This window comes from Streptomyces sp. NPDC028419, assembly GCF_055565515.1.
The window spans coordinates 103,444-118,153 of sequence record NZ_JBVHUE010000009.1; the positions used below are offsets into that span (position 1 = coordinate 103,444).

Below are 14,710 nucleotides of genomic sequence, written 5' to 3' on the forward strand. Positions count from 1 at the left end.
TTCGGCCGACGCGGTGCTGGTCAGGGCGGTCCCGCTCTCGGCAGACTCGGCGCATGTCGCCTCAGACCCAGCAATGGACCCCCACCCACGGCGAGCCCTACCGCGCCGTCGCCTACCGTCCCGAGCGGATGCCCGCCCCCGAAACCCTGGCGCGGGCCGCCGAGTTGCGGGAGCGGATGGACCAGCGGCGCACCGTGCGCCACTTCTCCGCCGAGCCCGTGCCCGAGCAGGCCGTCCGGGACGCGATCGCCTGCGCCGCGACCGCGCCGTCCGGGGCGCACCAGCAGCCGTGGACCTTCGTCCTGGTCAAGGACCCGGCCGTGCGCGCGCAGATCCGCGCGGCGGCCGAGCAGGAGGAGCAGCTGTCCTACGACGGCCGGCTCGGGGACGAGTGGCTCGCGGCCCTGCGCCCCATCGGCACGGACGCGGTCAAGACGCACCTGACCGACGCGCCCGCGCTGATCGTGGTCTTCCAGCAGCGCTACTGGCTCGGCCCCGACGGCGCCAAGCGCAAGCACTACTACGTCGACGAGTCGGTCGGCATCGCGGTGGGCATGCTGCTCTCCGCCCTGCACCTGAGCGGGCTGGCGGCCCTGATCCACACGCCGAGCCCGATGCGCTTCCTCAGCCACGTCCTGAGCCGCCCCGAGAACGAGAAGGCCTTCGCGGTCATCCCGGTCGGCTACCCGGCCGACGACTGCGAGGTCCCCGACCTGCTGCGCAAGTCCTTGGACCAGGTCATGGTCGAGGTCTAACCGTTCCCACCGCCCTCGGCGGGCGGCGCCTCCCGCCCGCCGAGGGCCGCGGCCAGCCGCAACCCGATCCGCACCCGGTCCTCGGCGCTGCATCCCTCCAGGGCCGCCCGCACCTGCCGCAGCACCAACCAGTCCCGCACCACCTTGGCCACGCCCAGCACGGCCGCCGCCACCACCGCTCCGGTCAGCACGCGGGACACACCTCCCCGGTGGTCCGCAGGACGAGCCTGGCCCCGCCCAGGCAGATGGTCCCGGCCGTCGACGGGCCGGGCGGGCCGGCCCCGGGGGCCGGGGCGGCCAGCCCGCTGCGCCGGAGCCTGCGCTCCACTGCCGCGAGCCCCGGATCCGCGTCCCACTCGATGACGAGGTCCGACCGTCCGTGGCCGTAGGTATGCGCCCGGCCGTGCGCCGCACCGACGGCGTTGAGCACCCGGGGGCGCCGCAGGACGCGGCTGAGCAGCCGGTCCCGGGCGGCCGTGCCGCGGTCCCAGTCGTCGAGGCGCGCCCGTTCGGCGCCGTGCAGCGGGGTGTCCCCGTATCCCAGGGCGATCGCGCCCGCCCGGCTCAGGGGCCGCTGCCAGGCGGGCGCGGACGGCAGCAGGCGGATGGCTCCGCCGCCCGCCGCGCACCGCAGGTGGAGTCCGCCGTCCCGCCGGTGGCCCCGGCGCAGGCCCGGCACCCCGGCGAGGGCGCCGCTCTCGGCGTCGAGCATCGGTATCAGGGCGGCGAACACACGGTGCGACGTCCGCGGGTCCAGCTCGATCCCGAGCCCGGAGGCGGTGGGCCACACCGCCGTGATCCCCCACAGCGCGCCGTGCGTCGGCTCGTAGGTAAGGGCGTCGGCCAGGGCCACCACCACCCGCGCCTCGAAGGCCCGCTGCGCGGCGCTCTCCGCGTCCGGGACCGGCAGCCCGCGCGAGATCAGGCCGTCGGCGGCCCACTGGAGGCAGATGTGGTGCGGCAGCCCCGTGGCCTCGCGGCAGATCGTGGCCACGCGGTGGCGGTTGTCGGTGCGGCGGGACATACGTCTCCTCGGGGCCCCCGTCCCGGCACGGACGCGTAGAGGTTGCGTATCTCCTGCGTGAAGCATCCACCCCGCACGGGAACTCGCGAGAGCCCTTCGCCCCCTCGGGAAGCCGGGCCCGAGTCGTGGAGCGTGTCGCCGTACACGACAACTCCCGCCAGGCTAGCACCGGATGGCGACCCTTCGGGAGGGCTTCCGTACCCTGTGACGTTCATCGAGGTCACAGGGGGGAGGAACGCATGCTGCGCGTCCGGTTCGAGGTCAACGGCGGTCCCGAGGTGTTGTTCACCGAGCGGGTCGAGGTCCCCGTGCCCGGCCCCGGGGAGGTGCTGCTGCGCGCCGAGGCCATCGGGGTGACGCTGCCGACCGTCCGCAAGGTCCGCGAGGGCGACGGACCGGTACCGCTCGGCGGCGAGGTCGCGGGCGTCGTGGAGGCGGTCGGAGCGGGCGTGGACTTCGCGGTCGGGGAGCGGGTGACCGGGCTGTGCTTCGCGCACGCCTACGCCGAGTACGCCGTCGTACCGGCCGCCTTCGCCTCCCGGATCCCGGACGCGGCGAGCGCCGCCACCGCGATCGCCCTGGTCCGCAGCGGGCTGGTGGCGCGCGGGGCCTACGAGGCGGGCTCCCCGGCGCCCGGCGGGTCGGTGCTGGTCACCGCCGCCGCGAGCGCGGTCGGCTCGCTGGCCCTGCAGTACGCCCGGGCGGGGGGCGCGAAGCGGGTGGTCGCGGCGGTCGGCAGCCCCGACAAGGCGGACTTCGTGCGCGCCCTGGGCGCCGACGAGGTCGTGAGCTACGACGCGGCCGACTGGGGGGACCCGTACGACGTGATCCTCGACGGGGTCGGCGGCGAGCTGCTCGGCCCCGCCGTCCGCGCGCTCGCCCCCGGCGGCCGGCTGGTGGCCTTCAGCTCCGGCGGCGGCACGGTGGAGGCGTACGACCTGCTGGTGCGCGGCGCGTCGGTGATCGGCTTCCAGATGGCGGTGATCGCGCGCGGCGAGCCCGAGGTGTACGCCCGCTGGCTGCGCGAGCTGTGGGAGATGTGGGAGCGGGGCGTGCTGCGCCCGGCGGTGCACGGCGAGGTGCCGCTGGCCGAGGCCGCGCGGGCGCACGCCGTCATCGAGGAGCGGCGCAACCTCGGCAAGGTCGTCCTCGTCCCGTAGGACACCGGAAGGGGACCGCAATGGAGACCGCCCCCGCTCCGGACTTGGGGGTACCGGAGCGGGGGCGGGGTTCAGCGGGGCCGTGGAGCGGCCCGGGCGGGGCGTCAGCCCATGTGGGGGTAGCCGTACTCGGTCGGCGGGACCAGGGTCTCCTTGATGGAGCGCGTGGAGGTCCAGCGCAGCAGGTTGGAGGCCGCGCCCGCCTTGTCGTTCGTACCGGACGCGCGGCCGCCGCCGAAGGGCTGCTGGCCGACGACGGCGCCGGTCGACTTGTCGTTGATGTAGAAGTTGCCCGCGGCGAAGCGGAGCTTCTCCATCGCGTCGGCCGCCGCGTAGCGGTCCTGGGCGATGACGGCGCCGGTCAGCGCGTACGCCGACACCGACTCCATCTGCTCCAGCATCGCGTCGAAGGCGTCGTCCTCGTAGACGTGGACGGCGAGGATCGGACCGAAGTACTCGGTCGTGAAGACCTCGTTCGCCGGGTCGGTGCAGGCGATGACGGTCGGGCGGACGAAGTAGCCCTCCGAGTCGTCGTAGCTGCCACCGGCGACGATCTCGCAGGTCGGGTCGGCCTTCGCGCGGTCGATCGCGGCCTTGTTCTTCGCGAAGGAGCGCTCGTCGATGACCGCGCCGATGAAGTTCGACAGGTCGCGGACGTCACCCATGGTGATGCCGTCGACCTCGGCCGCGAACTCCTCCTTGAAGCCGTCGTTCCAGATCGAGGCCGGAACGTAGGCGCGCGAGGAGGCCGAGCACTTCTGGCCCTGGAACTCGAAGGAGCCGCGGGTCAGGGCGGTCTTCAGGATGGCGCGGTCCGCGGACGGGTGCGCGACGACGAAGTCCTTGCCGCCGGTCTCGCCGACCAGGCGCGGGTAGGACTTGAAGTTCTCGATGTTGTTGCCGACCGTCTTCCACAGGTACTGGAAGGTCTTGGTCGAGCCGGTGAAGTGGATGCCGGCCAGCTCGGGGTGGTTCAGCGCCACCTCGGAGACGGCGATGCCGTCGCCGGTGACCAGGTTGATGACGCCCTTGGGCAGACCGGCGGCCTCCAGCAGCTCCATGAGGAGGACGGCGGAGTGGGTCTGGGTCGGGGACGGCTTCCACAGGACCACGTTGCCCATCAGGGCCGGGGCGGTCGGCAGGTTGCCCGCGATGGCCGTGAAGTTGAAGGGCGTGATCGCGTAGACGAAGCCTTCGAGCGGGCGGTGGTCGCTGCGGTTCCACACGCCGGCGGAGTTCGCGACCGGCTGCTCGGCCAGGATCTGGCGGGCGAAGTGGACGTTGAAGCGCCAGAAGTCGACCAGCTCGCACGGGGTGTCGATCTCCGCCTGCTGGGCGGTCTTCGACTGGCCGAGCATGGTGGAGGCGGCCAGCTTCTCGCGCCACGGGCCGGACAGCAGCTCGGCGGCGCGCAGGATGATCGCGGCGCGGTCGTCGAAGTCCATCGCGCGCCAGGCCGGGGCGGCGGCGAGGGCGGCGTCGATGGCCTCCTGCGCGTCGGCCTGGGTGGCGTTGGCGTAGGTACCGATGACGGACTTGTGGTCGTGCGGCTGCACGACGTCGAAGCGGTCGCCGCCGCCCATCCGCTTCTCGCCGTTGATGGTCATCGGCAGGTCGATCGGGTTCTCGGCCAGCTGCTTGAGCTGGAATTCGAGACGTGCGCGCTCCGGGGTGCCGGGGGCGTACGAGTGGACCGGCTCGTTGACCGGCGCGGGGACCTGGGTCACAGCATCCATGGGGCTGGTAACTCCTTGAGCTAGTTCTCGGTTCGCGGCTAGTTCTTGGTGATCATCGAGCGGACGAAGAAGAGCAGGTTGGCCGGCTTCTCCGCGAGGCGGCGCATGAAGTAGCCGTACCAGTCCGTGCCGTACGCCGTGTAGACGCGCATCCGGTGGCCCTCGGCGGCCAGGCGCAGGTGCTCGTCGCTGCGGATGCCGTACAGCATCTGGAACTCGTACTCGTCGGGCTTGCGTCCGGCCTGGCGGGCCAGTTCCTGGGCGATGGCGATCAGGCGCGGGTCGTGGGACCCGATCATCGGGTAGCCCTCGCCCTCCATCAGCGTCTTCAGGATGCGGACGTACGCCTTGTCCGTCTCGGCCTTGTTCTGGTAGGCGACCTCGGCGGGCTCCTTGTAGGCGCCCTTCACGATCCGGACGCGGCTGCCGGCGGCGGCCAGGCGGCGGGCGTCGGCCTCGGTGCGGAAGAGGTACGCCTGGATCACGCAGCCGGTCTGCGGGAAGTCCCGGCGCAGCTCCTCGTGGATGGCGAACATCGAGTCGAGGGTGGTGTGGTCCTCGGCGTCCAGCGTGACGGTGGTGCCGATCGCGGCGGCGGCCTCGACGACCGGGCGGACGTTGGCGAGGGCCAGCTCGTGGCCCCCTTCCAGCGCCTGGCCGAACATGGAGAGCTTGACCGACATCTCGACCGTCTCGCCCAGGCCCAGCTCGGCGAGGTGCTCGATGAGCTGGAGGTAGGCGTCGCGGGCGGCGTGCGACTGCTCGACGGTGGTGATGTCCTCACCGACCACGTCGAGGGTGACCTCCAGGCCCTTCTGCGTGAGGTCCACCACGATCGGGATGACCTGGTCGACCGTCTCACCCGGGATGAACCGGTTCACCACGGGCTTGGTCACCGGAGCGGCGGAAACGATGCGGCGCATCTTGTCGCTGCGTGAAGCGGCAAGGATCACGGGACCCAGCACGGGCACCTCCAACGGGTGGCAGAAGTAAGAGACTCGCAAGTAAGACCACCGTGAAACCTAGAGATCGCCTCGATCCTCTGCCATCGACAGCTGTCACGCATCCGTGGCCGCGATCTCATACATATGTCTGAAACATGAACGGGAGGGTGGGAGAATGTCCGGGTGAAAGGCGATTACCAGGACCTGGTGGACGAGATCTCCGCGCTGCTCGGCGCCCCGGCGACGCTGGAGAACCGGGACTTCCGCCTCATCGCCTTCGGCGCGCACGACAGCGAGGACGACCTCGCGATGGACCCCGTACGGACCCGCTCGATCCTGACCCGCCAGTCGACGGCGGCCGTGCGGGCCTGGTTCGAGGGGTTCGGCATCACCCGGGCCACCGCGCCCGTCCGGATCCCCGCGGCGCCCGAGGCGGGGGTCTTCCGCGGCCGGATCTGCCTGCCCGTGCGCTACCGCGGGATCGCCCAGGGGTACGTGTGGCTCCTGGACGCCGAGCCCGGGCCCGGGCCGGAGCAGCTGGCCGCGGCGATGGAGGTGGCCGAGCGGATCGGCGTCCTGATGGCCGAGGAGGCGAAGGCCGGGGCCGACCTGTCCCGGGAGTTCCGCGCGGTGGTCACCGCCGGGCGCGGCTGGCAGCGGGACATGGCGGTGGCCGCGCTCCGGGTGGCCCTGGGGCCGGGCGCGGAAGGGCCGCACGCGGTGGTCTGCGTGGCCCCCTGGAGCGGGCAGGCCCCGCCGTCGGTGCCGGGTGCGGCGGCCGTCTGCCTGGTCCCCCGGGCCGGCGGGGACGGCGGCGGCGAGGGGGGCTCCGGCTTCGCGCTGGCGGTGCTGGTGCGGCTGCGGACCATGGACCAGCTGGCCCCGGTGCTCTCGACGGCGACCCGACTGCTGGCCGGGACCGCCGCCGGCTCCGGGGCCGGGGTGGACGACGCCGCGGGCACGACCACCCGGGCCGCGACCGCCGGGGTCGGGCTGCCCCGGACCGGCCTGGCCGGGCTGCCGGGCGCCTGGGAGCAAGCGGTGGCCGCGGCCCGCGCGGCGGCGGCGCAGCCCGGGCTGGGGCCCGTGGCCCAGTGGTCGCAGATCGGCCCCTACCGGATGCTGGCGGCCCTGGCCGCGGCTCCGGAGCTGGCCAGGGACGACCCGGCGACCGCTGCCCTGCTGGCTCCGACCCACGCCGAGTTGGCCCGTACGGCGGAGGTGTACCTCGACTGCGCCGGCCAGGCGGGCCGGGCGGCGGCGGCCCTGGGCATCCACCGCCAGACCCTGTACTACCGGCTGGCCCGGGTGGAGAAGCTGACCGGTCTGGACCTCGACGCGGGCGAGGACCGACTGTTGCTCCACATGGCCCTGAAGGCGTCCCGGCTGCACGCTTGAGACGCCCCGAGATGCCCCGCGACGCCTGCGCGGCCGGGCGGCCGTGGGGGCCGCGTCAGAGCGGCGGCATCAGATCGCTCTCGCTGAGGGTGTAGCTCAGCGGGGGGTAGACGAAGTCCGTTTCCTTGTTCTCGCGGCGCCGCAGGGAGAAGAACGCGCGCCTCTGCTCGTCGTCGGCCGACCGCAGACGCTCCCCCCGCGGAAGGTAGGGGTGCCCGTCGCGGAAGCGGACGAAGGTCTTCGACGTGCGAAAGGTCACGCCCAGCCACGGGTTGTCCACGGCCCGGGCGGAGGCGTCCAGCACGATCTTGTGCATGAGTCGCCTGTTCGACTCGACGGAGAACACGACGACACCGTGGTGGGCGAGCGGAATCTCGAACCGCGCGCCCCCGGAGCCCTTCGATGTGAAGATCAGCTTCCTCGACGGGCTCGCTTCGGGGAACCGGTAGCAGGAGAAGACCGCGATGAACGACGCGTCGGCCAGGTCGAGGGCCTGGTCGCAGTGACCGCCCATGGTGGCGTAGGCGTTCGTATAGCTCTCCATGAGGGCGTTGTTGAAGCCGACCGGCAGCGCCGCGCGCTCTCGGATCCGCTCCGCGAGCCGTTCGTGCACCGGCCGAAAACGCTGGGCCGGAACGCCGTACGACGTGGTGGTGCGTACGAGGGGAACGCCACCCGCCGCGTCCGCCTTGGCGAGCACGGCGCCCCGCCGCCCCTTTCCCACGTCTTCCCAACGAGCCGACGCGGACAACTCCGTGAAGGCGTTCCCCTCGGTCGGGACGGCGTACGAGAGGACCTCGTCCGAGATCCTAGGCTCGTGGGGCACGGTAATCTCCGGTGTTCATGCTGAAGGGGAATCTGTCGCCGTAGTCGATGAAGGACGACGTCCTGTTCTCCTCGGCGTACAACCCGCGCAGCTCGTCCAGGCCGGCCGGTGTCGGGGGTCCGAGTTCCACCAGGTCCCCGGGCACTTTGAGGAACGTGCGGCCGTTGCGGTGGACGGCTTCGGTACCGGAACAGCGCACCACGTATCCCAGTCGGGTCGGCAGCACATCGGGGTCCAGCGCCGAGGGCCTGATCTCGTGCGTGTACAGGCGGTTGGTGGACAGCGGCATGAAGAACACGGAGCCCGGATAGAGCGTCAGGCTGAACCGCGGGGGAAGGGCGACCCCGTCGAGTTCCCCGGTCGGCTCCTTGAGACGGAAGCGGAGCGTGGTCAGCCCGCTGACACCCTTCACACCGCGGTCGAAGGGGTCCCCGGCGAGGGGCTGGAGCCCCTCGACCCCGTCGTAGAAGGTGCAGAAGGCCATGACGCCGTTGACGGGCATGTCCTTGGTCTTGTCGGCATGGGCCGAGATCTTGGCCTTGGACTGCTTGCGCTCGGTCGTGGCGCGGGCGTTGTGGTAGATCTGGGCGAGGACGTGGTTCAGCGGTGCCTGGTCGCGGAAGACGGAGGCGGCCTCGCGGTTCAGGGCGTCGACGATGTGCGTGTCGGTCGGGCGGAAGCCCTCGGTCGGTCCCGAGAGGTTCGTGGAGCACCGGAGCAGGCGGAAGTGCAGGGCGTCGCCGTCGCGCGTGACGGGCGTCAGGTAGATGCCGCTGCGATGGGCCGTTCCGGGCTTGGTGGACTCCGTCAGGGACTGGAAGGCGTGTTCCGCGCGGATCCGTCCGAAGTGATCGGCGCCGAGGTCGAAGAAGCGCCGGTAGTACGCGCCGACCCCGTGCACCCGGACGGGAACGCGGCCGAGGTCGACGACGGGCCACGGCGCGTCGGCGTCCTCGCTGCCACCGTGCGAAAGCTCCCGCACGACGAACACCCGCGCGGCCCCGGCCAGTCGGCGGCCATCGATGCCGGACGTGTCGCCGCACAGGTAGACGGTCTTGCGCGCGAGGTCGACCGCACCGGAATCGAGGTCCTCCGGCGCGATCACGGTCCCGAAGAAGCCCTTGACCGCGTCGTCGTCCCGCAACGCCGAGGGCGCGACCAGGATGTTGCCCGCATCGTCGATGCGGGCTTCTATCGGCTCTGCTGTGGACATCGAAGGAATCTAACAAGCGGCGCGACGAGAGCGCGAACGACTACCGGGGCCCGCCGCGCTCCGCGTACGCGGAAGGGCCCGGGGTCTCCCCCGGGCCCTTCCTTCACACGATCGTGCGGTGCCCCGGTCAGCCCAGGTTGACGGAGCGGGCGGAGACCGCGCCGATCTCCTCGGAGATGGCCGCGAGGACCTCCGCCGGCACCTCGGCGTCCACGGTGAGCACGCCGAGCGCCTCGCCGCCCTCCTCGGCGCGGGCGACCTGCATGCCCGCGATGTTCAGGCCGCCTTCGCCCAGCAGCCGGCCGACCGCGCCGACCACGCCGGGGCGGTCGGTGTAGCGCAGGACGACCATGTGGTCGGCGAGCGAGAGGTCCACGTCGTACTCGCCGATGCCGACGATCTTCTGCAGGTGCTTGGGGCCGGCGAGGGTGCCGGAGACCGAGATCTCCTGACCGTCCGACAGGGTGCCGCGCACGGTGACCACGTTGCGGTGGTCCGGGGACTCCGAGGAGGTGGTCAGGCGTACCTCGACCCCGCGCTCCTGGGCGAACAGGGGCGCGTTGACGTAGGAGACCGTCTCGTCGACGACGTCCTCGAACACGCCCTTGAGCGCGGAGAGTTCGAGCACCTTCACGTCGTGCTGGGTGATCTCGCCGCAGACCTCGACGTCGAGGCGGACCGCGACCTCGCCCGCGAGGGCGGTGAAGATGCGGCCGAGCTTCTCGGCGAGCGGGAGGCCGGGACGCACGTCCTCGGCGATGACGCCGCCCTGCACGTTGACCGCGTCGGGGACGAGTTCGCCGGCGAGCGCGAGGCGCACCGACTTGGCGACCGAGACGCCGGCCTTCTCCTGGGCCTCGTCCGTGGACGCGCCGAGGTGCGGGGTGCAGACGACCTGGTCCAGCTCGAACAGCGGGGAATCCGTGCAGGGTTCCTTCGCGTACACGTCGAGACCGGCGCCCGCGACGCGGCCCTCCTTGATGGCGGAGTACAGCGCGGCCTCGTCCACGATCCCGCCGCGGGCGGCGTTGACGATGCGGACCGACGGCTTCACCTTGTGCAGGGCCTCGTCACCGATGAGACCGAGGGTCTCCGGGGTCTTGGGCAGGTGCACGGTGATGAAGTCGGCGACCTCCAGCAGCTCGTCCAGCGTCAGCATCTTGACGCCCATCTGGGCGGCGCGCGCGGGCTGTACGTAGGGGTCGTAGGCGACGATCTTCATGCCGAAGGCCGACATGCGCTGGGCGACCAGGACGCCGATGCGGCCGAGGCCGACGACACCGAGGGTCTTCTCGCTCAGCTCGACGCCGGTGTACTTGTTCCGCTTCCACTCGCCGTTCTTCAGGGCGGTGTTGGCCTGCGGGATGTTGCGCGCGGTGGCGACGAGCAGGCCACAGGCCAGCTCGGCGGCGGTGACGATGTTGGAGGTCGGAGCGTTCACGACCATCACGCCGGCCTTGGTGGCGGACGAGACGTCGACGTTGTCCAGACCGACGCCCGCGCGGGCGACGACCCTCAGCTTCTTCGCGGCGGCGATGGCCTCCGCATCGACCTTGGTGGCGGAGCGCACCAGGATCGCGTCGGCGTCGACGATGGCGGGCAGCAGCTCCGCGCGATCGGCGCCGTTGCAGTGCCGGATCTCGAAATCGGGGCCGAGAGCCTCGACGGTGGCGGGCGACAGCTCTTCGGCGATGAGTACGACAGGTTTCGAGCTCACGTGGGTCCTCACAAGTCCAGTGCGGACGGCCGTCCCGACGGCCGCAGGCGTGGAGGGGGTAGCCGCGTGGAAGACGCACGACACTGTGGGCCTGACGCGTTGTGTTGAGCAGTGTAATCGCGTTGCGGGACCGCTTTTCCGCCTGTCCGGAAGGATCACCCGTCCGTGGTTGGACGGGGTGGACAAGGCGCGCGGCCGGAAGGCCGGAATCCGGTGGTGCGGGTACGCGGCGGGGCCGGGACGGCGCGTCCCGGCCCTGCCGCGAACGGCTCAGCTCTCGTCGTTGTCGACCCAGCTCATCAGCTTGCGCAGCTTCTTGCCGGTCGTCTCGAGCAGGTGCTCCTCGTCGGCCTTCTTGTACTCGTTGTACTTCGGCAGACCGGCCTTGTACTCGGCCATCCAGTTGTTGGCGAAGGTGCCGTCCTGGATCTCGGCGAGGACCTTCTTCATCTCGGCCTTGGTGGCGTCGGTGATGACGCGCGGGCCGGTGATGTAGTCGCCCCACTCGGCGGTCTCGGAGACCGACCAGCGCATCTTCTCCAGGCCGCCCTCGTACATGAGGTCCACGATGAGCTTCAGCTCGTGGAGGCACTCGAAGTACGCGATCTCCGGCTGGTAGCCGGCCTCGGTCAGGGTCTCGAAACCGGCCTTGACCAGGGCGGAGGCGCCACCGCAGAGGACGGCCTGCTCACCGAACAGGTCGGTCTCGGTCTCCTCGGTGAAGGTGGTCTTGATGACGCCGGCGCGGGTGCCGCCGATGCCGGCCGCGTAGGACAGGGCCAGGTCGAAGGCCTTGCCGGTCGCGTCCTGCTCGACCGCCGCGATACACGGAACACCGCGGCCCTCTTCGTACTGGCGACGGACCAGGTGACCCGGGCCCTTCGGGGCGACGAGGGCGACGTCCACGTCCGCCGGCGGCTGGATGAAGCCGTAGCGGATGTTGAAGCCGTGACCGAAGAAGAGCGCGTCGCCGGCCTTGAGGTTGTCCTTGATGGACGCCTCGTAGACCTCGGCCTGGATCGGGTCCGGGGTCAGGATCATGATGACGTCGGCCCAGGCCGAGGCGTCGGCGACGGAGACGACCGTCAGGCCCTGCTCCTCGGCCTTGGCCTTGGACTTGGAGCCCTCCTGGAGGCCGACGCGGACGTCGACACCGGAGTCGCGCAGGGACAGCGCGTGGGCGTGGCCCTGGCTGCCGTAGCCAATGACCGCGACCTTGCGGCCCTGGATGATGGACAGGTCGGCGTCGTTCTCGTAGAACAGCTCGGCCACTGGGATATCTCCTTGGTGCGCTGGTGTTGCTCCCACCGTACGGCGGGGAACGGAATATCAGGTTTCAAGTCTCGCTATGCGAGCAAAAGACGCTGCCGCTATGCGAGCAGAGGGCTCTGCCGCCAGGGCGAGGGGGAAGAACGGCTCAGGCGCTGCGGTCGAGCGCGCGCAGGCTGCGGTCCGTGATGGACCGGCCGCCACGCCCTATGGCGATCGTGCCGGACTGCACGAGTTCCTTGATGCCGAAGGGCTCCAGCATCTTCAGCATCGCGCCGAGCTTGTCCGTGCCGCCGGTCGCCTCGATGGTGACGGCGTCCGGGGAGACGTCGACCGTCTTGGCGCGGAACAGCTGGACGATCTCGACGATCTGCGAGCGGGTCTCGTTGTCGGCGCGGACCTTCACCAGGACGAGCTCGCGCTCGATGGCGTGGTGCTGCTCCAGCTCGACGATCTTGAGCACGTTGACCAGCTTGTTGAGCTGCTTGGTCACCTGTTCGAGCGGCAGGTCCTCGACGTTGACGACGATGGTGATGCGGGAGATGTCGGGGTGCTCCGTGACACCGACCGCCAGCGAGTCGATGTTGAACCCGCGGCGGGAGAACAGCGCGGCGATCCGGGCGAGGATGCCGGGCGTGTTCTCGACCAGGACGGAGAGCGTGTGCTTGGACATGTCGGTCGTTCTCTCTTTCGCTCTTCGCTCAGTCGTCTTCGTTGTCGCCGAAGTCGGGACGGACGCCCCGGGCGGCCAGGACCTCGTCGTTCGAGGTGCCGGCGGCGACCATCGGCCACACCATGGCGTCCTCGTGGACGATGAAGTCGATGACCACCGTACGGTCGTTGATCGCGTTGGCCTCGGCGATGACCCTGTCCAGGTCGGCCGGGTCCTCGCAGCGCAGCGCCACGCAGCCCATGGCCTCGGACAGCTTGACGAAGTCCGGGACGCGGGTGCCCTTGCGGGGGGCGCTGGACTCGCCGAGCTGCGAGCCGACCGCGGTGTCCTGGCCGGTCTCGTCGGCGTGCAGGACGGTGTTGGAGTAGCGCTGGTTGTAGAACAGGGTCTGCCACTGGCGGACCATGCCCAGCGCGCCGTTGTTGATGATCGCGACCTTGATCGGGATGTTGTTCAGCGCGCAGGTGACCAGTTCCTGATTGGTCATCTGGAAGCAGCCGTCGCCGTCGATCGCCCAGACCGTGCGCTCCGGCATGCCGACCTTGGCGCCCATCGCGGCCGGGACCGCGTAGCCCATGGTGCCGGCGCCGCCGGAGTTCAGCCAGGTGCGGGGCTCCTCGTACTTGACGAAGTGCGAGGCCCACATCTGATGCTGGCCGACGCCCGCGGCGAAGATCGTGCTCTTCGGCGCGAGCGCGCCGATCCGCTCGATGACCTGCTGCGGCGAGAGCATGCCGTCCTCGGGCAGGTCGTAGCCCAGCGGGTAGGTCTCGCGCCAGCGGTTGAGGTCGTTCCACCAGGCGGTGTAGTCGCCCGCGTGGCCGTCGGTGTGCTCGGCCTGGACGGCTTGGACCAGGTCGGCGATGACCTCGCGGGCGTCACCGACGATCGGGACGTCGACGGCGCGGTTCTTGCCGATCTCGGCCGGGTCGATGTCCGCGTGGATGATCTTCGCGAAGGGGGCGAAGCTGTCCAGCTTGCCGGTGACGCGGTCGTCGAAGCGGGTGCCGAGCGCGATCAGCAGGTCGGCCTTCTGCAGCGCGGTGACCGCGGTGACGGCGCCGTGCATGCCGGGCATGCCCACGTGCAGCGGGTGGCTGTCGGGGAAGGAACCGAGCGCCATCAGCGTGGTGGTGACCGGGACGCCGGTCAGCTCGGCGAGGACCTTCAGTTCGGCGGTCGCGCCGGACTTCATGATGCCGCCACCGACGTACAGGACCGGGCGCTTGGCCTGACAGATGAGCTTGGCGGCCTCGCGGATCTGCTTGGCGTGCGGCTTGGTGACCGGCCGGTAGCCCGGGAGGTCCAGGTGCGGCGGCCAGCTGAAGGTGGTCTTCGCCTGGAGGGCGTCCTTGGCGATGTCGACCAGGACCGGTCCCGGGCGGCCGGTGGAGGCGATGTGGAAGGCCTCGGCGATCGTGCGCGGGATGTCCTCGGCCTTGGTGACCAGGAAGTTGTGCTTGGTGATCGGCATCGTGATGCCGACGATGTCCGCCTCCTGGAAGGCGTCGGTGCCGATCGCCTTGGAGGAGACCTGACCGGTGATCGCGACGAGCGGCACGGAGTCCATGTGCGCGTCGGCGATCGGCGTGACGAGGTTGGTGGCGCCGGGCCCGGAGGTCGCCATGCAGACGCCGACCTTGCCGGTGGCCTGCGCGTAGCCGGTGGCGGCGTGACCGGCGCCCTGCTCGTGGCGGACCAGGATGTGACGGACCTTGCGGCTGTCCATCATCGGGTCGTACGCGGGGAGGATGGCGCCGCCCGGGATGCCGAAGACCGTGTCGCACCCCACCTCTTCGAGAGAGCGGATGAGGGACTGCGCACCCGTGACGTGCTCAACTGCGGCGGTGTGGGATCCGCCGTTACGGGCCCGCGGCTGCGGATGGTGGGCCCCGGTGGCCTGCTCGGTCATCGGCATTCTCTTCTCGAAGCTGAGGGTTTTTGCGAGGGTTCGGTGTGTGCCAGTGCAACAAAAAACCCCTCGTGCCGGGAGGC

The 14,710-nt window shown here is 70.9% G+C and carries 13 protein-coding genes; 3 read left to right on the plus strand and 10 right to left on the minus strand.

Translation table 11 applies throughout. From position 1 onward, the window contains the following. Nucleotides 1-53 precede the first annotated feature (53 nt). Entirely contained in the window at nt 54-755 is a 702-nt protein-coding gene (locus ACZ4UB_RS13290) for a nitroreductase family protein (protein WP_354380033.1), read from the plus strand. Here the strand turns inward: ACZ4UB_RS13290 and ACZ4UB_RS13295 are convergent. Beyond that, complete coding sequence (locus ACZ4UB_RS13295) at nt 752-946, minus strand: hypothetical protein (RefSeq protein ID WP_399265609.1); 195 nt, start codon at nt 944-946, stop codon at nt 752-754. The two genes, ACZ4UB_RS13290 and ACZ4UB_RS13295, sit on opposite strands and share 4 nt — an antisense overlap. After that, nucleotides 940-1,779: a hypothetical protein gene (locus tag ACZ4UB_RS13300; protein WP_468070219.1), complete on the minus strand. Its 840-nt coding sequence runs from the start codon at nt 1,777-1,779 to the stop codon at nt 940-942. The genes ACZ4UB_RS13295 and ACZ4UB_RS13300 overlap by 7 nt, the downstream gene beginning before the upstream one ends. A gap of 239 nt (nt 1,780-2,018) precedes the next feature. On the opposite strand from ACZ4UB_RS13300, the gene ACZ4UB_RS13305 reads away from it, so the two are divergent. Next, the gene (locus ACZ4UB_RS13305) at nt 2,019-2,939 is read left to right on the plus strand and encodes a quinone oxidoreductase family protein (RefSeq protein WP_468070220.1); all 921 of its coding nucleotides are present in this window, start codon (nt 2,019-2,021) and stop codon (nt 2,937-2,939) included. A 104-nt stretch (nt 2,940-3,043) separates the two neighbouring features. Here the strand turns inward: ACZ4UB_RS13305 and pruA are convergent, their stop codons facing one another. Beyond that, the gene (pruA, locus tag ACZ4UB_RS13310; RefSeq protein WP_468070221.1) at nt 3,044-4,675 is read right to left on the minus strand and encodes an L-glutamate gamma-semialdehyde dehydrogenase; all 1,632 of its coding nucleotides are present in this window, start codon (nt 4,673-4,675) and stop codon (nt 3,044-3,046) included. A gap of 38 nt (nt 4,676-4,713) precedes the next feature. Then, a complete protein-coding gene (locus tag ACZ4UB_RS13315) occupies nt 4,714-5,640 on the minus strand; it encodes a proline dehydrogenase family protein (protein WP_468070296.1) in 927 nt (308 codons plus the stop codon). Nucleotides 5,641-5,802: 162 nt separating this feature from the next. Here ACZ4UB_RS13315 and ACZ4UB_RS13320 point away from each other — a divergent pair, with 162 nt between their 5' ends. Then, entirely contained in the window at nt 5,803-7,017 is a 1,215-nt protein-coding gene (locus ACZ4UB_RS13320; RefSeq protein ID WP_468070222.1) for a PucR family transcriptional regulator, read from the plus strand. Nucleotides 7,018-7,072: 55 nt separating this feature from the next. Here the strand turns inward: ACZ4UB_RS13320 and ACZ4UB_RS13325 are convergent, their stop codons facing one another. From ACZ4UB_RS13325 to ACZ4UB_RS13350, 6 genes are all read right to left on the minus strand, one after another. Then, entirely contained in the window at nt 7,073-7,843 is a 771-nt protein-coding gene (locus ACZ4UB_RS13325) for a hypothetical protein (RefSeq protein ID WP_468070223.1), read from the minus strand. Further along, on the minus strand, nt 7,827-9,056 hold the full coding sequence (locus tag ACZ4UB_RS13330) for a hypothetical protein (protein WP_468070224.1): 1,230 nt from the start codon (nt 9,054-9,056) through the stop codon (nt 7,827-7,829). Before ACZ4UB_RS13330 ends, ACZ4UB_RS13325 begins: the two co-directional genes overlap by 17 nt. Nucleotides 9,057-9,183: 127 nt before the next feature. After that, entirely contained in the window at nt 9,184-10,773 is a 1,590-nt protein-coding gene (gene serA, locus ACZ4UB_RS13335; protein ID WP_468070225.1) for a phosphoglycerate dehydrogenase, read from the minus strand. A gap of 270 nt (nt 10,774-11,043) precedes the next feature. Beyond that, nucleotides 11,044-12,045 carry a ketol-acid reductoisomerase gene (ilvC, locus tag ACZ4UB_RS13340; protein WP_354380023.1) on the minus strand — a complete coding sequence of 334 codons (1,002 nt, stop codon included), beginning with the start codon at nt 12,043-12,045 and terminating at the stop codon, nt 11,044-11,046. 145 nt (nt 12,046-12,190) lie between these two features. After that, nucleotides 12,191-12,715: an acetolactate synthase small subunit gene (gene ilvN, locus ACZ4UB_RS13345; RefSeq protein ID WP_354380022.1), complete on the minus strand. Its 525-nt coding sequence runs from the start codon at nt 12,713-12,715 to the stop codon at nt 12,191-12,193. A 28-nt stretch (nt 12,716-12,743) separates the two neighbouring features. Then, entirely contained in the window at nt 12,744-14,633 is a 1,890-nt protein-coding gene (locus ACZ4UB_RS13350) for an acetolactate synthase large subunit (RefSeq protein WP_468070226.1), read from the minus strand. Nucleotides 14,634-14,710 lie beyond the last annotated feature (77 nt).

What these genes read in the sequence shown, in the direction of transcription:
- pruA (WP_468070221.1), bottom strand. Translation starts at nt 4,675, where the DNA reads ATGGATGCTGTGACCCAGGTCCCCGCGCCGGTCAACGAGCCGGTCCAC.
- ACZ4UB_RS13305 (WP_468070220.1), top strand. Translation starts at nt 2,019, where the DNA reads ATGCTGCGCGTCCGGTTCGAGGTCAACGGCGGTCCCGAGGTGTTGTTC.
- ACZ4UB_RS13290 (WP_354380033.1), top strand. Translation starts at nt 54, where the DNA reads ATGTCGCCTCAGACCCAGCAATGGACCCCCACCCACGGCGAGCCCTAC.
- ACZ4UB_RS13350 (WP_468070226.1), bottom strand. Translation starts at nt 14,633, where the DNA reads ATGCCGATGACCGAGCAGGCCACCGGGGCCCACCATCCGCAGCCGCGG.
- ACZ4UB_RS13300 (WP_468070219.1), bottom strand. Translation starts at nt 1,779, where the DNA reads ATGTCCCGCCGCACCGACAACCGCCACCGCGTGGCCACGATCTGCCGC.
- ilvN (WP_354380022.1), bottom strand. Translation starts at nt 12,715, where the DNA reads ATGTCCAAGCACACGCTCTCCGTCCTGGTCGAGAACACGCCCGGCATC.
- ACZ4UB_RS13330 (WP_468070224.1), bottom strand. Translation starts at nt 9,056, where the DNA reads ATGTCCACAGCAGAGCCGATAGAAGCCCGCATCGACGATGCGGGCAAC.